Source organism: Pseudoalteromonas sp. TAE56 (assembly GCF_000497955.1).
In the GTDB taxonomy this organism is placed as follows: domain Bacteria; phylum Pseudomonadota; class Gammaproteobacteria; order Enterobacterales; family Alteromonadaceae; genus Pseudoalteromonas.
In genome coordinates this window covers 1-23682 of sequence record NZ_AUTN01000035.1, presented here as the reverse complement: position 1 = coordinate 23682, position 23682 = coordinate 1, and the positions used below count along the sequence as shown (strand labels likewise).

At 36.3% G+C, this 23682-nt stretch carries 15 protein-coding genes and 1 pseudogene; 11 read left to right on the top strand and 5 right to left on the bottom strand.

Features of this window, described 5'->3' with window-relative positions:
- From L656_RS0101280 to L656_RS0101270, 3 genes and pseudogenes are all read left to right on the top strand, one after another.
- A partial coding sequence (locus L656_RS0101280) for an MIP/aquaporin family protein (protein WP_024597893.1) occupies positions 1–656 on the top strand: 656 nt, incomplete at its 5' end.
- 192 nt (positions 657–848) lie between these two features.
- Positions 849–1196, top strand: a pseudogene (locus tag L656_RS1000000122655) (patatin-like phospholipase family protein); the annotation flags it as partial.
- A 51-nt stretch (positions 1197–1247) separates the two neighbouring features.
- Positions 1248–2183 (top strand): DUF2971 domain-containing protein, encoded by a 936-nt coding sequence (locus tag L656_RS0101270; RefSeq protein WP_002962140.1) that lies wholly within the window; start codon positions 1248–1250, stop codon positions 2181–2183.
- A gap of 122 nt (positions 2184–2305) precedes the next feature.
- Here L656_RS0101270 and L656_RS0101265 read toward each other — a convergent pair whose 3' ends face one another.
- Complete coding sequence (locus tag L656_RS0101265) at positions 2306–2869, bottom strand: lipid-binding SYLF domain-containing protein (protein ID WP_024597891.1); 564 nt, start codon at positions 2867–2869, stop codon at positions 2306–2308.
- Positions 2870–3017: 148 nt separating this feature from the next.
- Here L656_RS0101265 and L656_RS0101260 point away from each other — a divergent pair, with 148 nt between their 5' ends.
- Together L656_RS0101260 and L656_RS0101255 are read left to right on the top strand one after the other, a co-directional pair.
- Positions 3018–4229, top strand: coding sequence for a tyrosine-type recombinase/integrase (locus L656_RS0101260; RefSeq protein WP_024597890.1), 1212 nt, complete (start codon positions 3018–3020; stop codon positions 4227–4229).
- On the top strand, positions 4229–5422 hold the full coding sequence (locus L656_RS0101255; protein ID WP_024597889.1) for a cation:proton antiporter: 1194 nt from the start codon (positions 4229–4231) through the stop codon (positions 5420–5422). Before L656_RS0101260 ends, L656_RS0101255 begins: the two co-directional genes overlap by 1 nt.
- A gap of 152 nt (positions 5423–5574) precedes the next feature.
- Here the strand turns inward: L656_RS0101255 and ydiJ are convergent, their stop codons facing one another.
- Entirely contained in the window at positions 5575–8622 is a 3048-nt protein-coding gene (gene ydiJ, locus L656_RS0101250; protein WP_024597888.1) for a D-2-hydroxyglutarate dehydrogenase YdiJ, read from the bottom strand.
- Positions 8623–8767: 145 nt separating this feature from the next.
- Between ydiJ and L656_RS0101245 the strand changes: the two genes are divergently transcribed.
- Positions 8768–8977, top strand: coding sequence for a PGPGW domain-containing protein (locus tag L656_RS0101245; protein ID WP_024597887.1), 210 nt, complete (start codon positions 8768–8770; stop codon positions 8975–8977).
- A gap of 70 nt (positions 8978–9047) precedes the next feature.
- Here the strand turns inward: L656_RS0101245 and ppsA are convergent, their stop codons facing one another.
- Entirely contained in the window at positions 9048–11423 is a 2376-nt protein-coding gene (ppsA, locus tag L656_RS0101240) for a phosphoenolpyruvate synthase (RefSeq protein WP_024597886.1), read from the bottom strand.
- A gap of 157 nt (positions 11424–11580) precedes the next feature.
- Between ppsA and ppsR the strand changes: the two genes are divergently transcribed.
- Positions 11581–12390 (top strand): posphoenolpyruvate synthetase regulatory kinase/phosphorylase PpsR, encoded by an 810-nt coding sequence (ppsR, locus tag L656_RS0101235; RefSeq protein WP_024597885.1) that lies wholly within the window; start codon positions 11581–11583, stop codon positions 12388–12390.
- 63 nt (positions 12391–12453) lie between these two features.
- Here the strand turns inward: ppsR and L656_RS0101230 are convergent, their stop codons facing one another.
- Positions 12454–13803 (bottom strand): class II 3-deoxy-7-phosphoheptulonate synthase, encoded by a 1350-nt coding sequence (locus L656_RS0101230; protein ID WP_024597884.1) that lies wholly within the window; start codon positions 13801–13803, stop codon positions 12454–12456.
- 904 nt (positions 13804–14707) lie between these two features.
- Here L656_RS0101230 and L656_RS0101225 point away from each other — a divergent pair.
- Positions 14708–15583 carry a DNA replication terminus site-binding protein gene (locus L656_RS0101225; protein ID WP_024597883.1) on the top strand — a complete coding sequence of 292 codons (876 nt, stop codon included), beginning with the start codon at positions 14708–14710 and terminating at the stop codon, positions 15581–15583.
- 69 nt (positions 15584–15652) lie between these two features.
- On the opposite strand, the gene L656_RS0101220 is transcribed toward L656_RS0101225, so the two are convergent.
- Positions 15653–16867, bottom strand: coding sequence for a hypothetical protein (locus L656_RS0101220; RefSeq protein ID WP_024591590.1), 1215 nt, complete (start codon positions 16865–16867; stop codon positions 15653–15655).
- A gap of 773 nt (positions 16868–17640) precedes the next feature.
- Between L656_RS0101220 and L656_RS0101215 the strand changes: the two genes are divergently transcribed.
- The 3 genes from L656_RS0101215 (at position 17641) to L656_RS0101205 (ending at position 23410) form a co-directional block, all read left to right on the top strand.
- Complete coding sequence (locus L656_RS0101215) at positions 17641–18879, top strand: AAA family ATPase (protein ID WP_024597882.1); 1239 nt, start codon at positions 17641–17643, stop codon at positions 18877–18879.
- 15 nt (positions 18880–18894) lie between these two features.
- On the top strand, positions 18895–19857 hold the full coding sequence (locus L656_RS0101210) for a transcriptional regulator (RefSeq protein ID WP_024597881.1): 963 nt from the start codon (positions 18895–18897) through the stop codon (positions 19855–19857).
- A 406-nt stretch (positions 19858–20263) separates the two neighbouring features.
- Positions 20264–23410: a DEAD/DEAH box helicase gene (locus tag L656_RS0101205; RefSeq protein WP_024597880.1), complete on the top strand. Its 3147-nt coding sequence runs from the start codon at positions 20264–20266 to the stop codon at positions 23408–23410.
- Positions 23411–23682: the final 272 nt, after the last annotated feature.

The following is a 23682-nucleotide window of genomic DNA, read 5'->3' as shown; positions in this document are numbered from 1 at the left end:
TACTAAAGAAAACACTAGGCCATGGCGGCGGTTGGATGACGATTACCACTGCTTGGGGACTTGGTGTTTTTATCGGTGTGGTTGTTGCCGGTCCCTATAGTGGAGCACACCTTAACCCTGCAGTAACAATAGGCTTAGCCGTAGCTGGATCATTTCCATGGTCCGAAGTTCCAAGTTATATTTTAGCGGAATTTATTGGCGCGATGGTTGGCGCTTCGTTAGTTTATGCAGTTTATAAAGATCATTTCGATGCCACTGACGATCCCACCTTAAAACGAGCTGTTTTCTGTACATCTCCAGCTATACCAAATACGTTTAGAAATATACTTAGTGAAATAATAGGGACCTTCGTTTTATTAATTTGTGTTTTTTACTTCTCTTCAGCTGAAATTGACGATGGCTCTGGCGTAAAAATAGGCTTAGGTTCAATAGGCGCTATACCTGTTGCTTTTGTTGTTTGGGGTATTGGACTTTCTCTGGGCGGGACTACTGGATATGCAATAAATCCAGCTCGAGATTTAGGCCCGCGAATTGTACATTCTTTATTACCAATAAAAGGTAAAACTGATAGTAACTGGAGTTATTCATGGATCCCGGTAGTTGGTCCAATAATAGGGAGTGTTTTAGCAGCTTTATTATATATATTAGTTAAATAATTGAAATATGGTTATTTAATTTGACTAAAAAATGATTATACACAGACTACTTTTCTGAACACACAAAAGAAAAATATAATTTATATAAGCAATATAGTTAAATAAAAAAGGGCGTGTAGCCCTTTTTTATTTAAAGCTAAAGCTATTACCAATACAAAAATATAAATAAAAAGTATAAAAATTTATATATCGGAAGGCGGGATTATTGATTACCACTTTTAACTAAAAATTAATAATCTAGGCTTAATTTGATATCCACACTTTAATAGCGAATCGAAAGTAGGGTGGTTCGATAAAAATTTAAAACGTGAAGTATAGCCACTTAATTACGACAATGTAGTGATGCTAGCCCCATCAAAAGAATTTGTAGCAAGCTTGCCGTATGGAAAAATTCCAGACAGAAACGATTTTACCGATCTTGATGCAGACACGCGTACTAAATATTGGAATATAGTTTTTAGTGAAACTGAAAAGTTGGCTGAGGCGTTAGATAAAAATTTAGAAAATAAATCATTTAGTACCATAGATATTATGGGATAGGATTATTTATTTAGTTACTTGTTATAAATAAGAAATTAAAAAGGAGATTTTATGAAACTATACAAATATTTATCTGCTGATGCTGCTACGGCATTCTTAACAGAGCCTACACTTAGGCTAAGCCAGAACAATAGCCAGAATGATCCTTTTGAAGTTTTACCAACAGGAATAGATATAAATAAAATAAAAGATGTCAGCCAAGAGACTATAAAAATTTGTGGGAGAGAATTTAATTCGCACAGAGATATAAATCCATATTTAGATTTATATGGTTATGTGTCTTTAAGTAAAAATAAAGAAAGTATGCCAATGTGGGGTAACTATGCAACTAACAGTAAAGGTATATTAGTTGAATTTGAAGTTGATGAAGAAGATCCATTTTCTATTTTTGATATAAATAAAACTAATGATATTGAAGCCTACCTGAGTGACAATGTTATTTATAATAGAGAGCGAAGCTATAGCAAAAATATCACTACTTTATCAGATGAAGAGGTTAATAACTTTTCGAAACATTATTTCTTTAGTAAACATGAATCTTGGAAGCACGAGGAAGAATATAGATTTGCACTACCATTTACGAACTGCAATAAAGTCATAACACTTGGTAATTCAAATGAAACCAAAAATAAACTGAGCTCACTGGGTTATAAAGGTGATTTAAGAGAAAAAATCAATGATCTATCTAATGTGTTTTTTCTAGCAGGGTTTTGTGAAAATGACCTTTCAAGATGGAATTCAGTTTGGAGAAATTACGAAGCTTATCAAGTGATGTTCTTAATTAAAGTTAATCCAAGTAAAATATCTAAAATTTACTTAGGAGTAAATTCAGATGTAAAGAAAATGAAAGAAGCAATAATAGAGGGGACTAAGTTAGCATCTGGAAATAGAGGAAGGTTTTATAATAGCTATGAAAATTTTAGAAATGTCTATAAGTGTAAACTTGACAGCAATTTATTTGAATTGAAATATGAAAAACTTACGTAGAATACTTTAGCATAGAAAGATAGAACACAACCCATAAATTACGTTATGTTAAATTAATTGGGTTTTAATGAAGCGAGCGTGATTATACAAACCAGCTCGCTTTTAGGAGAGTAATTTGGTGGTTAATTAAGCTCTGAATCTACCCAAAACTTAGTTCCTTTTAATACGGCTTGTAGTGCAAGGCCATTTTCGGTTACAGAATATACAGTAACTTGATCTGCAATTGCTTCAGCAACCAGTGCACCGCCTTTATCTTCATATTTTGCTGCCGCATCAGCGTTTCCGCCAAATGCCCAACCATGTTCAATAAATCTATTTAATGCAGCTTGGTTATGAAAAACCATTACAACGTTAAAATCTTTTACACCTAAGCCAAGCCCTAAACCGGCTTCGCCCATATTCATGTAAGTCGATTTACCTGTAAGGTTATTTTTAACTACGCCGTAACCGCCACCAAAACTAGCTAAAACAACATTTACGTTAGCGTTATCAAAAACGGCGAAGCCAGCAGAATTAGCAATTTGTTTTTTAACATCAGGTTTTTCAGCGTATAATTTATCTAACGTGTTTGCTTTCATACTTTGTACAAGTGAACGTTTTTCGCTTGGTGATGCACTACCCGTAGTCGCACAACCAGTTAACGCAACAGTTAAAGCAAGTACGCTTAGTATAATTAGTTTTTTCATAACTTTTCCTTAATAAGATATAGCAACCAACAAGCATAGAATAATTACAGTATTAAAATAATTAGAGCTTTACTATGTCCAATACTAGACAGTATCGGACTTTAAGGTTATTCTGTAAGTCTATTATTTAATTGAATATTTATACATTATGCTTGTTGCTTTGGTTGATACATTAAAACAATTAAGATATCAAATTGCCCATCTAGATGACGGTACTCTAAATTCAGAGTACCCAGAACTTGCATCCTTTATACAGGAAGTTGGCTTGACTGTAACTGAATCAAAGGCCGATCTGATATTCTTATATCAGTTTTTGTATGTTTATGGCCGAAAATCAGAAGCCACTTATAGTCGTTTTCGAAATGAACTCGAACGCTTTTATTTATGGTCGTGGTTAATAGCAAAAAAATCAGTATTCGATTTAAAGCGTGAAGACATTGAAGCCTACGTTGATTTTATGGTCGAACCCGATAAAGCATGGGCTGCAACTTCAGTGCAATGGCGTTATAAAGATGAACAAGGTATTCGTCGATTAAACCAAAATTGGCGCCCTTTTATGCTTAAAGAATCTATTGCTAGCCAACAAACTCTATCGTCTATGTTTACTGCATTAAATGTTTTCTATAAGTTTGCTTTACTAGAAGAAAAAACATTCGCGAACTTTGTTCCTGTTGTTAAAAAGAATAGCCCGTATTTAGTTGTTCAATCTCAAATTCAAATTCCAGACACATTAAGCGATATACAATGGGAATACGTTTTTGGTGTAACACGTGATTTATGCGAACATAACCCTGATTTAGAGCGAAACTTATTTACGCTTGCCTGCTTAAAAGGTCTTTATTTGCGAATTTCAGAATTATCTGAGCGCCCGCAGTGGTCGCCGGTAATGTCTCATTTTTGGCAGGATAACGATGGTTTCTGGTTTTTACGCATTATGGGCAAAGGTAATAAATTACGAGATGTAACGTTAAGTGATGATTTTGTTGAATATTTAAAACGCTACAGGTTATATCGAGGGCTACCTGCCCTTCCCCGTGTTGATGAGTCAGATCCGCTGGTGCATAAAATTCGTGGCCAGGGTGGAATGACCGTAAGGCAAATCAGGCGTTTAGTTCAACAAAGTTTTGATTATGCGCAGCAGTCATTACTTGATGATGGTTTTAAAGATGATGCTGAACAACTCGGTGCTGCAACTGCACATTGGCTTCGTCATACTGGTGCCACACATGATGCGCAAACTAGACCGCTTAAACATTTATCAGAAGATTTAGGCCATTCTAAAATTGCTACTACCGATCAAATTTATATTCAAACAAATATTAAAGAGCGAGCAAAATCAGGACTTAAAAGGAAAATTTAATGGAGTACTTAGTAATAGCATTTATAGGCGGACTATTTTTAATTTATTCTTTAACACTTCGTCAGTTAGAAAAAACAGAAGTAACAGGTCCAATGTTTTTTGTTGTCGGCGGAATATGTTTAGCTATGTTACTACCCAACGAAGGGCGTAAAATAAAAGAAGGTGTCGATCTCTTACTACCTTTTATAGAACTCACGCTGAGTATATTTTTATTTTCAGATGCAGCTAAGTCAAAGTTAAGTGTTTTAAGGCATAGTTTTCAGTATCCTAGTTTATTACTGTTTATTGCCCTACCCTTAACTTTATTGCTAGGCATTGCCGTTGCTTTATTTTTATTTGCTGAGCTTTCACTTATTCAAGCAGCATTGCTCGCTATTATTTTAACACCTACCGATGCCGCATTAAGCAAAGGGCTATTAGCAAGTACACAAGTGCCCGAAAAAATTCGTGAAGGAATAAATACAGAAAGTGGTTTGAACGATGGTTTGTGTGTACCTGTATTTTTAATATTTATATTACTCGCTAAAAATCCTGATTCAGCTATTACTGCGACGCAAACACTAAGCGTATTTAGCCGAGAGCTTGGTTTGGCTTTATTAATAGCAATTACAAGTATCGCTATTTTTATACCGTGTTTAAATTTTGCAATGAAGCGCCATTACTTTGCACAAAATACGAGTCCATTTTTATTACTCGGTTTTGCTATGGCTGTGTTTTCTGTCACTCAATATTTTCACGGCAGTGGATTTATTGCGGTATTTGTTGCAGGCTTATTGTTTGATAAATTCTCAACAGATGAAGTAAGAACAGAATTAATTGAAGACTCAGAACACATAGCAGATTTTACATCGCTAATGATTTGGTGCTTGTTCGGGTTTGTTTGCGCTTACTTAGTCATTCCTAAATTAAATGCTGAAATAATAATTTACGCTTTGTTAAGTACAACATTAATTAGAATAATTCCAGTTATGTTGTCACTACAGTTTACGGCATTGAATATTAAAGAGCGTTTTACATTTGCGTGGTTTGGACCAAGAGGTTTAGCATCAATTGTTTTTACATTGATGGTTATAGATACGCAAATAGAAAACAAATATCAAATTGCGACTATAGCAATGACGACTATTTTATTTAGTGTATTTATACACGGCATTAGCACTAAACCTATTGCAGATAGCTTTGCTAAAAAGTAGTTTTTAAAACAGTTATTTAAATTAGATAATTAAAATAATAGATTTAAAAAAGGCATAACGATTACTTTCATTATTGATGAAGTTAATTGTTACGCCTTTTTTACATAAGAACTAATTTAATAAATCTATTTAAGTACTCTTATTTTATAAAGTTATTTTAGAGCTTGAGCTAGTAATTCAATTGGGTGTTTTGGTTTAAACTTTTCAAAACGTTTAACTTGGCTACGACACGAAAAGCCGGTAGATAAAAGTTGCTCTGGTTTGTTTTTATCTACAATTGGTTTCCAACTCATTTCGTAAAGCGCACGTGAGTTATCTTGATTTTGAGCTTCGTGGCCATAAGTTCCCGCCATTCCACAACAACCCGTATTTGTTGTTTTTAATGTTAAACCAATATCATTAAAAATTGTTTGCCATACATTTGCGGCTTTTGGTAATGCGGTTGTTTCAGTACAGTGACTTAATAATGTAAATTCGGTATCTGTATTTTGTTTGGCAGTTAACCCTTTGAATGATTGCGACTCTAACCATTCATGTGCAAGCTGCACATTAAATTCACCACGGTTATTTTCTAAAATTGTATTATATTCATCGCGATAACACATAACGAGTGAGGCATCTAAACCAACTAATGGTGCATTAATGTCATTTAGTTTATTTAAAAACTCGGCGGCATTTTTTGCAGTTACTTTAAACTCATGCAAAAAACCTTTTACGTGTTGAGGCTTACCATTTGGTTTAAATGGTAATAGCATTGGTTTTTTACCAAGCTGGGTTATTAAAGTAATAAAACTTTCTACTAGTTCTGCTTCGTAAAAACTCGTAAATGGGTCTTGTACTATTAATACGTATTCGCTTTGTTGTTCTGCATTTAATTTATTTAATAAATCAAAATCAAACTGTTGTACTTTAGTAACACGCTTTGAAAGTGCTGGAATACTTAACTGTGGTGTATCAACATAACCAATGGTTTTTTTAATAACATTACTGACTAATGATGTTTTAACAATTGGGTTTATAATTTTTGCAAATTTTGCCATTAATGGCGCGCTATTTTCTATATTGCCAACAAGGTAATCTTTTAACGGGCGCGCATAATAACTATGATAATAATTTAAAAAGCGTGAACGAAAAGTAGGAACATCTACTTTTATTGGGCAGGCAGTTGTACATGCTTTACATGCTAAACACTCATCCATTGACGCTTTTACTTCGTGTGAAAAGTCGTAAATACCTTTTCGTTTTTCGCGGCTATGAACAAAACGTTCCCACCAGGTAATCACTTCACCTTTATTAAGCTGTTTTTCTACTTCGAGCAAATCTACATTTTTTGACTCTTGCAGACGAAGCCATTCGCGCATTAAACTTGCACGTCCTTTTGGTGAATTACGACGATCACCAGTCACTTTATACGATGGGCACATAGGTGAGTTTTCATCGTAATTAAAGCATATGCCATTACCATTACAGGTCATTGCATTGTTAAAACTAGTTTTAACTTCTATTGATATTTGCTTATCGAAGTGCGATCTCTTTTGTCCATCCACACTAACTAGTGAGTCTTCACTATCAATAGGAGTGCATATTTTACCGGGGTTAATTCGGTTGTTAGGATCGAATGCTGTTTTTATTTTACGAAGTTGGGTATATAAATGCTCACCAAAAAACTCAGGGCTATATTCACTACGATAACCTTTACCGTGTTCGCCCCACATTAAACCGCCGTATTTAGCGGTGAGTTTTACTACTTGATCTGAAATAGTTCTAAGTAGTTTTTCTTGTTCTGGGTCGCACATATCAAGTGCCGGGCGTACGTGTAAAACCCCTGCATCAACATGACCAAACATACCATATTGTAAATTGTGGCTGTCGAGCAGTGCTCTAAATTCGACAATATAATCTGCTAAGTTTTCTGGTGGTACGGCGGTATCTTCTGCAAAAGCGAGCGGTTTTTGACTGCCTTTAACATTACCTAATAAACCCACTGACTTTTTACGCATTGCGTAAATTTTTAGTATGTCGCTTTTGTCACTGGTTAACTGATAACCAATAACGCCATTAGTTTGATTTTTTACGCATTCATCTAGAAGCTTACAAAGCGTGTTTACTTTGTCTTTTATATCATCGTTTGATACTGCATTAAACTCGACCATGTTAAGGCCTTGCATATCTTTATTTGGTACGTCGGTTATTAAGTCCGATACTAAATTCCAAATGATATCTTCGCGCGCTAAGTTTAAAACTTTGCTATCAACTGTTTCTACTGATGTTGCGCGTGCATCGACTAAAAATGGAGAATGGCGCAGCGCTGAGTCAAAACTATCGTACTTAATATTAATAAGCGTTTTAAACTCGGCAATAGGCGTCAGGTTTAATTTAGCTTCAGTTACTATACCTAATGACCCTTCTGACCCGGTGATTAGTCGGCTCATGTCAAAAGTAAGTAAGTCATCACTTAGTACATGCTCTAGGTCGTACCCGGTTAAAAAACGATTTAACCGAGGAAACTTAGCTAAAATAGCAGCGCGTTCATTAATCGAAATATCTAAAACTGTTTTATATAAATTGCCAATAAGTGAGTCTTGGTCGGCTATAATTTTTGCTTTATCGATGTCGATTGGTGAAGTGCACATAGGTGTGCCGTCAACTAAATAAGTTGTCAACCCTAAAACATGGTCGCTTGTTTTGCCGTAAACTAACGAACCTTGCCCCGATGCGTCAGTACTTATCATGCCACCAATAGTTGCCCTGTTACTGGTAGATAAATCGGGTGAGAAGAAAAAGCCATAAGGTTTCAAAAAATCATTAAGCTGATCTTTTATGACGCCTGTTTGAACCCGTACCCAGCCTTCTTCTACATTAATTTCAAGAATTTCGCGCATATAGCGTGACAAATCTACAACAATACCAGGTGTTAGTGATTGACCGTTAGTACCTGTTCCACCGCCACGAGGGCCAAACGTTAGTGATAAATACGGGTCACGAGATGCTGTTTGCAATGCGAGCTGAATATCTTTTTCGTTTTTTGGAAAAATAACACCTTGCGGTATTTGCTGGTACACACTGTTATCGGTTGAAGCAGTAATACGCGTTGCATAACTTGCATCGGTATCTCCGGTAAAACCTTTATTTTTAATGGTACTTAGGTAATTAGCGACAAGTTCTGTCGCGGCATTTTGCTGTGTAATTGTTGCTATCATGACGGCGATATTTTAGGGCATTTGACTAATTATATCATGGTGATGGCGAATAGAAATTGAAGATTTTACAGTTTGTAACACTCTTTTAGTCGATTTTAATCCAGCTTAAATTATACTCAAGTTAACCATTAGCGAGGCGTGTTATATGAAAAAATTACTATTACAGATCATTGGTGTGTTATTTATTTTGCTAGGATTATTTTTTGCGATTGTACCTGGTCCATCACTCATATTTTTTATGGCGGGTTTATTATGTTTTTCGCCTTACTATCCTAAAGCACGACATTACTTATCACTGTGCCAAAAGGCATTAACTAAGTCGTGTGCCTATTTGGATAAAAAATTAGCCCGCTAATTTACTTTTAATTGAATAAATAAAAATGCCAGCAATAAATTGCTGGCATTTTTTATAGCTTACATACTTGTTACTTTGCTAATTTTTTAGCTAGGTACAACCATGTTTCTATTACTGTATCTGGGTTTAATGAAACAGAGTCAATGCCCTGCTCTACTAACCATGCTGCAAAGTCTTCGTGATCTGAAGGACCTTGTCCACAAATACCAACGTACTTTCCTTTTTCTTTAGCTGTTTTAATAGCCATAGAAAGTAGCTTTTTAATTGCTGGATTACGTTCATCAAATAAATGTGCAATTAAACCAGAGTCGCGATCAAGACCAAGCGTTAGCTGTGTTAAATCGTTAGAGCCGATAGAAAAACCATCAAACATTTCTAAAAATTCATCAGCAAGTAATGCATTTGAAGGAAGCTCACACATCATGATTACTTTAAGACCATTTTCGCCACGTTTAAGGCCATGCTCTTCTAGTAGTTCAATTACGCGTTTGCCTTCTTCAAGGGTACGTACGAATGGGATCATAATTTCTATGTTTTGCATATCCATTGTATTTCTAACGCGTTTAATAGCTTCACACTCTAGTGCAAAACAATCGCGGAAATCTTCTGAGATATAACGTGCGGCACCACGAAAACCAATCATTGGGTTTTCTTCTTCCGGCTCGTATTGCTGGCCGCCAACTAGGTTTGCGTATTCGTTTGATTTAAAATCAGACATACGAACAATTACACGCTCTGGTGCAAATGCACAACCTAGAGTAGAAATACCTTCAACCAGTTTTGTTATATAAAACTCTACTGGTGATTCGTAACCGGCAATCATATCTGTGATTTCTGCTTTTAATGCATCTGTTTGAGCATCAAAATTTAATAATGCTTTTGGATGAACGCCAATCATACGGTTGATAATAAATTCAACTCGCGCAAGGCCAACACCTGCATGCGGTAAGCGTGCAAAGTCAAATGCACGATCGGGGTTACCCACGTTCATCATAACTTTCATTGGTAGTTCTGGCATTTTATCAACGCGTGACGTTAGTATTTCAAAATCTAAAATACCTTCGTAAATAAAGCCGGTATCGCCTTCGGCGCACGATACGGTTACTTCTTGACCCGCTTTAATTAAATCAGTTGCGTTGCCACAACCAACAACTGCTGGAATACCTAGTTCACGTGCAATGATTGCCGCATGACATGTACGCCCACCACGATTTGTAACAATCGCTGCAGCACGTTTCATGATTGGTTCCCAATCAGGGTCGGTCATATCGGTTACTAAAATGTCGCCTACTTGTACCTGATCCATTTCTTTGATTGAATCAAGAACACGAACAACACCGCTACCAATTTTATGACCAATTGCACGGCCTTCAACAACAACGTTGCTAGTACCGTTTAATTGAAAACGTTCCATAACGTTAGCGTCTTCGTTTGAGCGAACAGTTTCTGGACGAGCTTGAACTATATATAGTTTGCCGTCGTTACCATCTTTTGCCCATTCGATGTCCATTGGACGACCGTAATGTTTTTCAATGATTACAGCTTGCTTGGCAAGGTCTTGCACTTCTTCATCTGTAATCGAAAATTTATTTGAAAGCTCAGGGGCAACATCAACGATGTCTACTTGCTTACCATGTGCTTTGTCTTCTGAGTAAATCATTTGAATGGCTTTAGAGCCAATGTTACGACGTACTACTGAAGGTTTGTTTTTTAGGAGTGTTGGTTTATGAACATAAAACTCATCAGGGTTAACTGCGCCCTGTACAACCATTTCACCTAAGCCGTAGCTTGATGTAATAAATACAACGTCTTCAAAACCAGACTCTGTATCAATACTAAACATTACGCCAGATGCTGATTTATCTGAACGTACCATACGTTGAATACCCGCTGATAATGCTACACCACGGTGATCGTAACCTTGGTGAACACGATACGAGATTGCACGGTCGTTAAATAATGAAGCAAATACGTGTTTAATAGCGACCATTACTGAATCGATACCAACTACGTTTAGGAAAGTTTCTTGCTGGCCTGCGAATGATGCATCTGGCATATCTTCAGCGGTAGCTGATGAACGCACTGCAAATGAAACATCTGCTGTAGTGTCGCCGTGGAGTTGGCTATATGCGTCGCGAATGGCTTGATCTAGGTTTGGTTGGAATGGTGTGTCGATTATCCATTGGCGGATGTCTGCACCGACTTTAGCGAGTGTATTTACATCATCAACATCAAGTGTATCTAGAATGTCGTGAATTTTTGCTGTGAGTCCTGATTGATCTAAAAACTCATTAAAAGCATCTGCGGTAGTTGCGAAACCACCCGGTACTTGTACACCAGCGTTTGCTAGGTTTGAAATCATTTCACCAAGTGATGCGTTTTTACCGCCAACTCGAGGAACATCTTGCATACCAAGCTCTTGATACCAGAGAACGTATTCTTGCACGGATCTTTCTCCAAAAAAAACTAATTGTAGGTCTAACTGTGAGAGTTAAGAAAGAAAACCTTTTATAAAGGTCACCATCATTCTACACTGGCAATAGTCCTCACGTAAACCGTGAGAAACCCATTTTAGGGATTTAAACGCAATAAAAAGGTTAATTATGAGAACTGCTTTTTATATATCAGATGGAACAGCTATTACTTCAGAAGTGTTTGGGCATGCTACTTTGTCGTTGTTCCCTATCGATTTTAATCATAAAACAATTCCATTTGTAGAAACTGAAGAAAAAGCCCGCGAAATTAAAGCATTAATTAATGCGACAGCTGCAAAAACCGGCGAAAAGCCTTTCGTGTTTTTTACTTTTGTAAATCATAGTTTGAGTGAAATTATAAAATCGGCTGATGCAGTGACCTATGATTTTTTAACTACATACAGCGAAAAAATAGAAAAAGAACTAGATGTAGCCCCTGTTCCAAAAATGCACCGCACGCATTCTATTCATGAAAAAAGTTATGATTTTAGAATTGATGCAGTTAACTATGCACTTATGAATGATGATGGCGGCAATATTAAAAACTTTTCTGAAGCTGACATTATTTTAATTGGTGTTAGCCGAAGTGGTAAAACACCAACCAGCTTATACTTAGCGCTACAATATGGCATTAAAGCGGCTAACTATCCTATTACAGAAGAAGACTTAGATAATGAGGGCTTACCTAAGTGCTTAATACCTTATAAACATAAGTTATTTGGGCTTACGATTGACCCTGAAAGACTTGCGGCTATAAGGCATAGACGTATGGCTAATTCTAAGTATGCATCTATTAAACAGTGTCGTATTGAGGTGCGTGAAGTAGAAATGCTTTATAAGCGTCATAAAATTGCTTATTTTAATTCTACGCATCATTCGGTAGAAGAGATATCTGCAAAGATACTGACAGAGACAGACCTAGAGCGACGTAAGTACTAACTAATTGATGAGACTAAAAACAAAAAAACCGCATTTAAGCGGTTTTTTTAATATTAACAAATATTATTTACGTGCGTCTTTTAGTAAGTCAGCTACTAAAAAGCCTAACTCTAATACTTGGTCGGCATTGAGACGTGGGTCACACTGCGTTTTATAACGCTGTGCTAAGTCATCGTCTGATAAACCGTAAGCACCACCAGTACACTCTGTTACGTGCTGGCCTGTCATTTCTAGATGAACACCACCTGCGTATGAACCTTCAGCTTTGTGTACAGCGAAAAACTGACTGATCTCGCGCATAATATTGTCGAAGTTACGTGTTTTGTAACCTGACGTCGCTTTTTCAGTATTGCCGTGCATTGGATCAGAGCTCCAAATTACTTTACGACCTTCTTGCTGAACTTTTCTTACGAGGGCTGGAAGTTTTTCTGGTAGTACGTCTGCACCCATGCGTGTAATTAGCGTTAAGCGACCAGGAATGTTATCTGGGTTTAATGCATCAATTAAACGAATTAGGTCATCAGGTTCCATACCTGGGCCAACTTTAACACCGATTGGATTTTTAATACCTTTGAAAAACTCAATATGTGCATGGTCAAGTTGACGTGTACGCTCACCAATCCATACAAAATGAGCAGAACAATCGTACCAGTCACCTGATAAGTGGTCGCGACGAGTAAGCGCTTCTTCGTAACCAAGTAGTAACGCTTCGTGAGAGGTATATAAATCAGTTTCTTTTAAGCTTGGCGCAATTGTAGAGTTAATTCCGCACACTTCCATAAATTCGAGTGCGTCTTGAATTTTGTCTGCAAGTTGTTGGTATTTTTCTTTAAGTGGGTTTGCAGCTACAAAGCCCATGTTCCAACGGTTAACCTGGTGAAGATCGGCAAGGCCACCTTGTGCAAATGCACGTAATAAGTTTAATGTTGCCGCGCTATGGTGATATGCAGTCATTAAACGTTGTGGATCTGGGATACGCGCTTCTTCCGTAAACTCAATATTATTAATGATGTCGCCACGATAAGATGGTAAAGACACACCATTAATTGTTTCTAAGTCTGCTGAACGTGGTTTAGCATATTGACCCGCCATACGCGCAATTTTAACTACAGGGCATTTACCGCCGTAAGTTAATACAACAGCCATTTGTAAGATTGTTTTGAACGTATCGCGAATATTAGCGGCATTAAAGTCACTAAATGATTCTGCACAGTCACCACCTTGAAGTAAAAATGCACGACCTTCGCACACGTCTTCAAGTTGTTTAAATAAACTTCTAGTTTCTTCAGCAAAAACTAAAGGCGGAGCCGTCTTTAATTGGCCTTCAACTGATTTTAGTATTTCTTGATCTGGGTACTGTGGTTGCTGCAGTATTGGCAGCTCTCTCCAGCTATTTGGGTTCCACGATTGCATGTTCTTTCCTCATTCCTACATTACCTGATAAGAAGAAATTAACGTATGCAGGCACCTAAGTTCAAGGACTAAATTCACTATTTACTAATTATTTAGTTATGAGGTAAGTATTTATGAGGTTTATAACCAAAAATTGAATTATTGCCACTTGATAAGTTTATTTTTAATTTAGTTTAAAGCATTATAAAACAGTTAGATAAAATACAATTGGTTATATTTTAGCAACTTGGAGAGAGAATGTAGCAAAGTAACATTAGTGAACAGTTTAATTGAGAACACATCATACTTAAATGAAGTCTATTGTAATCTTAACTTTACAGGTTAAATAAAATATTATATTCGTCAGATAGGATGTTGTTGAATTGTGTGATATGACGTTACATAGTTTCATATAATAAGAGATGAGCTTTTTCAAAGTATGCGATTGCTTATGCGTAGGACGTTCTCAATACTATTCCACTATTTAAATAATATATCAGCAGAGTGTTTAACTTTTTAAGTAATAGCTTAATTAAGATGTTGTACATGTTTTGTTGGTTTGCCGCCTCTTGCACTCCCCTACTGTGCTTTGCTCCTGACTGCATGCAATCGTATACGCGCTATTATTTCACGCAGTTTATAATTCACAAGATCACATTTTGCATATAATACACCCGCATTAATGTGAATGATAAGCTTGAGTATAGATATAGAGGGCTATGCTTTTAACTGTATACCAAGTCCCTTTTATTATGGTTTATTTACGCGCTGCTTAACTATATTAAAAAATACAGCTAAAAGAACACATCATACTTATTTTTTTTATACTTTAAATCTTAGCTATGAGTAATGCTTAATAAAAGATAGTCAAAAAGCTGAAAAATATGCGATAATCCTTTTAAGTAAGATGTGTTCTTGGTGGGTTATGGTAAGTAAAGTTCAAATTAGAAGTCAGTTCGATTTAATGAATGAACTGACGGTAAGGTTAGTTGAAGAGCTTAAAGAATGTGACTATTCAAAAGCTGAGTATTATCGACTTCCAGATATTAGTAGTCTTGATGAGAATATTGTTCCAGAGTCAATTATCACCGAAAAAATATCTGGTGACATAGCTCATAGGGCTATTCTCAATTCGTTTACCGATATTTATAAAAAAGAAGGCTTAAGTAGTCGTGTATTAAAGCGCCATCCCGGTTTGTTAGTTATAAAAAATGCTAATAAAGAAGCATTAAATAACCGAATTGCTCAAGTAAATAAAGCTAAAGCAGACTTTAAAGCATGCATAGTTGCAATAGATAATAACGATGCTCGTTTTGAAGCTGTTCATAATGCGATGCCGAATTTAATTACACTTGCTGCATATCGCAAAATTCATTGTGAAAGTGACTCTCCATTTTCAGTTAGATTTACTTGGATGCACAAACACGCAACAAAAACGCTAACAAAAAAAATGGCTCTCGAGATGCTCGATAAATCGGCCGGTTATAGAAATCCAAGAATGATTGATCAACGAAAATGGCAATCACTTGTAGCTCAAGAACAGTTACGAGTTGCTAGCTTAGGTGAAAAAGAAAAACTAAGGATTCGTCGCCCCACTCGTGTAAGCCCACAAGTTAATGTGAGATATACTGCACAAAACCGCTATCATGTTAGTGCCGCATTGCCCTTTATTTTGATTAATCCAGAGCCAGACGTAAAATTAGGTATATTACCTGACTATCAAAAACCAGAAGCTCACCCGCGTAAACGCGAGTACGATTTTTTAGTCGATAGGCTATATTTAGAGCAGGTAGATCGATAGTGATTATGTTAAAAAGGCCACAATATGTGGCCTTTTTGGTAATTTGTTTAAGTATTTAAATAATGTTTATTACTTTTCTACTATCTCTTCGATTTTATCTTCATCAATCAGCACTGCATTTTCAACAATTCGTTTACCACCTTGAATTTCAATGCGTTTGTTGTGTTTATTCAGTGTAAGTATTTCATCACAAAACTGATCAGATGGATGCATTTCGTAGGTGTAATCGATAATATTGCCTGTTTTATCATCTTTTACATTAGTAATACTGTATTCTGATATTGCGCCTTTTTCAATCAAGTCTTTCATAGTAGTGGTCATATCACGACGCAGCGCTTTTAATTTATTTTCGGTAATATCATCCGTTGAATAAATAGAGCCATATTTTTCCATGATAGACAGCAGTCTAAAATGATAAGTTTTACCTGGCGCAGCATAACGCCAAAGATGATACAAACGCAGCATCATCCAACGCGATAATCCACGTTTTAATTCTTGTGCACTATTAAAGTAATAACCTTTGTATTCAAGGTTATCAATCATGTTATGAACAAATGCATTTAAACAGGCGACACATTTTACATTGCCACCCTGACCTTTCTTGCCGCTAAAATGAAGTGACGATAAAAAGTTCATATTTGACTCGTAAAACGAATCATCTATATCAGAATTTTTAGTATCTGTTGCAGAATATTTAAACGAAAGTTTAGAACCTTGCAATGCTTCAAGAGATTCTTTAATTGCAGGATATGGCATAGACTGCCCTACCGCTTTAAGCTCTTGGGCTAATTCGTTCATAGAAAAAACAACCGCGTATTGAATACCGGACTTAAAATTAATTTTGACTATTTTGCCTTTAGAGGCCAAACGAATAAGTGCGCGTTCAACTTTTTCTTCTCTATCTGATGGCCAGACAAGGTATTCTACGTCTTCGCCATCTTTGCGCGTACTTACAACAGCGGGAGTTATTTTTATTTCGCCATCGTATAAAATACCATCTACTTTTTCAGATATTTTACGCGTGATAATTGTTTTTTTAGGTGCTTCTTCAAGTGGTAATTTTTTATAGCCAGAACGTACAAAACGTCCCCACAAATCATAATGATTAAACGTGTTTGAATATGCACGTAATCCATGAGCTGCATTTTCAATAGAAATTCGCACGTCTTTGTTATCTGTAAATAGTGCTAAACTTTCGTTATCTATTGCACTTTCCACCCCGTGGATTTGGCCCCTAAGTGTATCGGGCAAGTTATCTACCGAGATGTTGACCTTTCGGCTCATTGTTCTTATTTCCATTTTTATTGCGACAGCTCATAACAACACATTAAGCAGCAAAAGTTAAATGTTTAAGTTAGTATAAAAGTGATCTGACTTTAAATAAAAGGCTTAGATCACTATTTTACTAAGTGGAGTCCATAACTTCTTATTTCAGATCATATTTATACTAACTGAGCTATTACAAATCTCTTTTTTACTAACTCAGCTGTTATTTTGTCCATTACAATCGCTTTATTTTAAAATTTAGCACGACAAATTCATGTAAAAATAAATACCCCTGTGGATAAAGCCTTATCGAGTTAGCATAGATCTGATCTGTACCAAGTACAGATCAGATCTATACTAATTAAACGTACCTTTTGATGGTGGCACAAGTGCATAACTTTATAATTTACTTAGTAAAAAGCTGATCTACGAAGCTCTTTTTGTTCATAACTTTATGCGCAACCTGTGCATAACTCTATTTTAAAAATAGGCCTTAGTAAAAAGCTGATCTGCAGGTAGATAAAGATCTGATCTTAACCAAGTATAAAGCTGATCTGCTTTTTTAAACATTGTTTATATAAATCATTATGTTATGTGTCAATTTAAAGCCCTTAACCTTTATTACCTTATATATTTAACCACCTTTAAACTTCTTTATTTATACTAAGCAATATTAATGGTGTAAAAGTATTTTTAAATGTCTTGTTTTTAAAATGCATGTCGTCTTAAATAGTTGTTTACAGCAAATTGAATGGACATTATACTAACTCCCTAACTTTGAGGAAGAAAGTATGTCTATCAATAATAACGCGTTAAGTACCTACCGGCTTTTAAAAGCAACTGCCGAAGTAGCTGAAAAATCATTAGAAGGTCGTATTCAGCACTATCGTGCGCATCTTAAATCAGAAGAAAAAGAATTAAGAACCTATACGCAAAAAGCAGCCGCAGATTTATTAGGTTGTAATAATCGTACTTTAAAAAGGCGTCATGACAATGGCGACTTTGATGATTTAAACATTAAACGCGGTGCTAATGGACATTATGCTTACACGTTAGTAAATATTTTTGCCATGGCTGATATTATGGATATTAAACCAGATCATCGTACTGGTGATGACAAACTTCAAGTTATTGTTATTAACTCCCTTAAAGGCGGCTGTGGTAAAACAACTAGTATGGTTAATATCGCAGCAGCGCTTGCGACGACAAATATTAAGCGCTATCGCATTGGTATAATAGATTTAGATCCTCAAGGTTCTTCTTCAAGCTTTTTTCCTTCAAGTGAGCATGACCCTATTACTGTTGGTGATTTAATGCGAGATTGTATAGATTTAGATGAGGGCGAAACATGGCCTGAATTTGTATCTAATTCATTTTTACCAACGCATATCCCCAATATTCGTGTTTTGCCTTCAGGTATGGATGATTTTTACTTTGAGCACGAAACGGCAACATTGCTCAAAGATACCTCAAATTATGAGCAAACTCGTCACTACCATAAGTTACTCGAAAAAGTTATTGACCCTGTTAAAGATGAATTTGATATTATCTTAATTGATACAGCACCTACCCTTAACTTTATGTTTTATAATGCATTAATGGCATCTACAGCAATGTTGATCCCTGTTCACCCAGAAGCTGTAGATTTTGACGCTAACAATAAATATTTAAAACGATTAGGTGAGATTTACCATACCGTAGCGGCACTAGGCCACGAAGGTTGGGACTTTATGCAGTTTTTAGTTACCAACTATGTAAAGGGTAATCACTCACAGCGCGATATCGTTAAAGATGTCCGTAGTGCATTTGGTCGCCAAGTTATGAGCTACCCAATTAATCACAGCTCGGCAATTACAGCAAGTTCATCATCTTTTAATACTATTTTTGATCAAAAAGCGTCAGACAGCTTAGCAAGTCGTGAATCGTTAATGCGCGCCCAAGAAAATATTAAAGATGTGGTCGATGAACTAGAGATGCTTATTCGTTCAAATTGGCAGTCAACTCAGTCAACACTCAATTCCCCTAAGTAAGGATGTTAAATAAAAATGGCTAAAAAACGTAAAAATGACACCCGCTTAGATCCTTTTGCAACCGCTGTAGGTAGCAGTAGCCTTGACGCATTATTAGAACAGGCCAATGCTGGCGATGTAATTAGAATGCCGGCACCGAGCGATCCTGGGCGCCAGATAACGCTTGTTTGTAAAGTGATCTCACACGCTGATATTGAATCTACTACAGGTGTATATGGTAAAAACCGCCGTGTACAGTCACTGCTAAACGAAAAGTCAGTATCAGATATTCTTCCTGCGATTCGTGATGATGGCCGTAATCAGCATCCTGCTCTACTTTGGGATCAAGGTGAAACAAGCTTAGTTTTAGCGGGCTCTCGCCGTCGTATGGCGTGTATTTTAGGTAACGCAGATTATTTGGTACTTAGTTCAAGCGATTTTACTGATCAAGATGCTAAAATTTTAGCCGTATCTTCAGATCAGTACATTGCCCCGAGCTTATGGGAGCTAGGACAAGCTTACCAACAAACAAAAAATGAGTTAATTGAACAAGGTAAAAAAGGATCTTACAGAGAAATAGCCGCCATTGAAGGTGTATCGCACACTGCAATTGCAGATGCCATCAAGGCGTATGAGCAAATACCTGCCGATGTTATTGCGCTTTACCCTACTGCAAATCATGTAGGTCGTGAAGTAGCTAAAAAGCTTGTGAGCGCAAAGGAGCGCGACCAAGAGGCGTTTAAGCAACTAGTTTTAGCCCTAGCTAGCGATGAAGAGCTAAATGCGATTACAAGCGACGACAAGCGTGCAATGGCAATCACTAAATGCTTAACAGCTGAGCCACAAGTGGCCGTTAAACGTGAAGCTGTACTAGAAAATAAATTTATATCAGTACAACGCAATTTAAAAAGCGGCGATGTGTCTATCAAAATTGACAATAAAGTGATGACAGACAAACGCTTAGAGCAATTAACTAAGTTATTAAGTGCTTTTAATTAGTTAGTTAAATAATGATCTGTCAGACTTGTTTACTTAGTTAAATAGTGATCTGACAGATTGTTTTGTTAGTAAAAATCTGATCTTTACTAGCGAAATTTCTCTTCAAACAACCATATTATCTCTTCAAGATCACTTGTTTACTAACTGCACCCCTCTTTTTAGCATCACTTTCTTGATTTATTATTATGGTTAGTAAAATCGTGATCTGTAATACCTAGATTATTCTTTGTACTTGTATGCAGGGTCTATCATTTAGCTAAATTTTATACTGATTTTTACCTATAAACCGGTTTTTTACTAAGCTATCAGCTCCAACCAGTTTATAACTTGTTAATAGTGCTTTAGCTCAGAGCACATAAGGCATATACTGGCAGAATTATTTTTAAAATTTAATGCTTAGAGTGACATGTCTGCTAACTTATCAAAAAATGATTTAATGGCTATTTTTGAAGAAATTAAAAATGAGCAGGCTACCCAGTTTCCTCTGTCTGAACGCTTTATTAAAAAACTTTTCCGTCAAAATGTCCTAGATAAAGGAAAAGAATATTATAAAAAAGGCCAGATCACTTGGTTAGAACACACGCCTAATTTTTCTGTTGTTGACTCTACTGTTCAAGTTGATAACGGATCATCGTTTAACCAACGTATTGAGATAAGTAAAGTACCAACTGGTTATTCTGTTGATACGCACTGTACATGTAATGCAAAAACCAAATGTCGACACTTGGCCGCTATTTTATTTAAGCTTAAAATTGAGCATTCTGGTGAGTACGGTGAAGATTACTTTATTAATGACTGGTTTAGCGAATTAAGCGCACTTAAAAGTGGTGAGCAAAATATACCTTCGCAAGTGTTATTGTTTGTATTAGATATTGAAAATAACAAAGTATTTTTAACGCCTAAAATAGCGAATGTTGAGACTAAAAAGAATTATACATTAGGCCGAAACTTAACCGAGCAGCAGTTAAATAGTTTTGTAACGCCGAGTGATTTACTCGAAAGTGACTTTAGATTATTTAGTTGGATACGCTCACAAAATGCAGTGGGAAGTATTGAGCTAAAAGGTCAATGGGGCTTTAGTGCCTTACAACAACTTATAGCTACAGAACGCTTGTTTTTTCAGCGCTCTCGAGTACCAATAAAAGCACAATCGGGCCAAGCATTAAGTTTTAGTTGGGAGCAAGATAAAGACCTTTCTCAATTAGTTATTAAGCTTGAGCAAACTCAAAACTGGGCTTTATTAAAAACAACACCACCTACTTACCTCGATTTGGATCATTTAAAAGCGGGTCGTCTTCGCACACCATTAAGTGCAGACGAAATAGCACATTTACAAACTATGCCTGCTTTGCACGATGCTAATTTTGATCGCATTTACAAACAACTTGCCGATAATTTTGGCGCAGGTGTAATACCTCATCCTACTAACTTGCAGCCAACGTTACCTAAAATCTCTAGTAATGCTGTTTTAAAAGTAACGATGGGCGATCAAGGTTTATCACTTTCGTTATTATTTAAGTATAAAAATAAAAATTATTTAGCGGGTTCTGCACCTGCAAGTACTATTAATAGTGCTTTTGAAAATACAGTAACGAATGAGCTAATAAACCTAGGATTTGAATTTTGTAAAGGGGGTTTACAAAGTGAACTTGTATTTACAAAGCAATCTCCTATCCATTTGCATTGGCTTATATACGAAGTATTTCCTGGTTTTAAACAACGTGGTTGGCAGGTAAGTGTAAGTAAAGTAACGAGTCCTAATCCGCAGTGTGAAGTTAGCTTACATGTACACCGTGCTGCAGGGCATCAAATGCACTGTAAAGTACTGCTATGTGATGCAAAAGCAGCTCTTTTATTTACTAATACAGATCCGCTATATCAGTCGTTAAACCGACAAAGTGAGTTATTTTACTACTATCCGCTCGGTCGTGAATTTGGAGTTATTAATAAGTCTGCAATTAACTTATTAGATGAATTTAAAGAGCGTTTTGAGTTTGTAAAAACACGGGACGAATTTAATATTCCGCTTTCGTACTTGCCAGAGCTTGTAAAGCACACAGCCATAAACGTAGAGTTGCATGACGACTCGCTTGAGCGATACTTGCAAGAGCTAAACAATACCGATACCGCAATGCCAAAGGTTTCTTTACATGGCTTGAATGACTCGGTAACCCTTCGTGAGTACCAACAGCAAGGTGTTGACTGGCTTAGTTTTTTAAAGCGTCATAAATTAGGTGGTATTTTAGCTGATGACATGGGGCTTGGGAAAACACTGCAAGTTATTGCGTTTTTAGCGAGCACGTTTAATCGTCCGCAAGCGGGTCCTACACTAATTGTATGTCCAACTAGCTTGGTGAGTAATTGGGAAAATGAAATTACTAAGTTTGCTAAAAGTTTAAAAGTTACCACTATATTTGGATCAAACCGTAACGAACCTTTACAACACTTAGCACAAGCCCAATGCATACTCACTACATACCCATTGTTAAAACGTGATATAGCTTATTACTCGCCTTTATATTTTGAAAATATAATTCTCGATGAAGCTCAATACATTAAAAACGATACCGCACAGGTGTCGCGATTAGTGAAACGTTTAAATGCCGACTTTAAACTTTGTTTAAGTGGCACTCCAATCGAGAATAATTTACTTGAGCTCAAATCGTTACTCGATTTTGCTATGCCATCTTTACTTGGTTCTCAAGCGCACTTTAAGCTGCATTTTCAAACGCCTATTGAGCGTGAAGCTGATATGGACAGAGCTGAGCAGTTAAAAGCGTTAATTATGCCCTTTATAATGCGCCGCACTAAAGCACAAGTAGCGCAAGAGCTTCCCGAAAAAACAGAGCTAACTAAAGAATTTGAGTTTGAGCCTAAGCAAAAAGAAATGTATCAGGGCATTACACGTTCATTAGAAGAAAAGCTAATAGACTTATTTGCTGAGCAAGGTGCACAAAAAAGTAAGCTTGCATTTTTAGAGGCGTTATTAAAACTTAGGCAAATTTGCTGTCACCCTAAATTAATAGATCCAGATACTCAGGCTGGCTCTGCTAAGCTTGAATGGTTAACAACACACTTACCGCTTATGTTAAGTCTCGGTCGTAAAATTATTATATTTAGTCAGTTTACATCGGCACTCGATTTAATAGCCCAACGCCTTGAAGAAACAAACATTAACTTTAGTATGCTTACAGGCCAAACGCGCCACAGAGATAAAGTAATCGACGAGTTTACCAGTGGTAAAACATCTGTGTTTTTAATTAGCTTAAAAGCCGGCGGTACAGGCCTTAACCTAACACAAGCCGATACCGTTATTCACTTTGATCCATGGTGGAACCCTGCCGTAGAAAAGCAAGCGACTGATAGAGCTTACCGTATTGGCCAAACTAACCCGGTATTTGTTTATAAGCTCATAATGAATAATTCAATAGAGCAAAAAGTATTTAAAATGCAACAAGACAAACAAGCTCTTGTAGATGCGTTATTTACTGATAAATCAATGAGCTTTACTAAATTTGATGAACAACAAATGTTATCGCTAATTAAAAGTTAAATTGCTCTAAAAAGTTTTGATCTTTTTATGAACTTAATTTAAAAAGTGGCGTCTACTATTATGCTTGTTGATTAATTGCAGTTAATACAAGTTTTCATGTTGATTCCCCCCATTTAATTACTAATTTTAGTAATGATTGAGCCAGCCCATTTTGAGTTGGCTTTTTTTATGCCTAAAATTTAGTGTGCTGCACTTATTTAAAAAGTTTTGATCTTTTTATGAACTTAATCCAAAAAGTGGCGTCTACTATTATGCTTGTTGATTAATTGCAG

Bases quoted from the DNA above. Each gene is read 5' to 3' on its own strand.
- L656_RS0101270 (WP_002962140.1), top strand. From the start codon at position 1,248: ATGAAACTATACAAATATTTATCTGCTGATGCTGCTACGGCATTCTTA.
- L656_RS0101265 (WP_024597891.1), bottom strand. From the start codon at position 2,869: ATGAAAAAACTAATTATACTAAGCGTACTTGCTTTAACTGTTGCGTTA.
- L656_RS0101260 (WP_024597890.1), top strand. From the start codon at position 3,018: ATGCTTGTTGCTTTGGTTGATACATTAAAACAATTAAGATATCAAATT.
- L656_RS0101255 (WP_024597889.1), top strand. From the start codon at position 4,229: ATGGAGTACTTAGTAATAGCATTTATAGGCGGACTATTTTTAATTTAT.
- ydiJ (WP_024597888.1), bottom strand. From the start codon at position 8,622: ATGATAGCAACAATTACACAGCAAAATGCCGCGACAGAACTTGTCGCT.
- L656_RS0101245 (WP_024597887.1), top strand. From the start codon at position 8,768: ATGAAAAAATTACTATTACAGATCATTGGTGTGTTATTTATTTTGCTA.
- ppsR (WP_024597885.1), top strand. From the start codon at position 11,581: ATGAGAACTGCTTTTTATATATCAGATGGAACAGCTATTACTTCAGAA.
- L656_RS0101230 (WP_024597884.1), bottom strand. From the start codon at position 13,803: ATGCAATCGTGGAACCCAAATAGCTGGAGAGAGCTGCCAATACTGCAG.
- L656_RS0101225 (WP_024597883.1), top strand. From the start codon at position 14,708: ATGGTAAGTAAAGTTCAAATTAGAAGTCAGTTCGATTTAATGAATGAA.
- L656_RS0101220 (WP_024591590.1), bottom strand. From the start codon at position 16,867: ATGAGCCGAAAGGTCAACATCTCGGTAGATAACTTGCCCGATACACTT.
- L656_RS0101215 (WP_024597882.1), top strand. From the start codon at position 17,641: ATGTCTATCAATAATAACGCGTTAAGTACCTACCGGCTTTTAAAAGCA.
- L656_RS0101210 (WP_024597881.1), top strand. From the start codon at position 18,895: ATGGCTAAAAAACGTAAAAATGACACCCGCTTAGATCCTTTTGCAACC.
- L656_RS0101205 (WP_024597880.1), top strand. From the start codon at position 20,264: ATGTCTGCTAACTTATCAAAAAATGATTTAATGGCTATTTTTGAAGAA.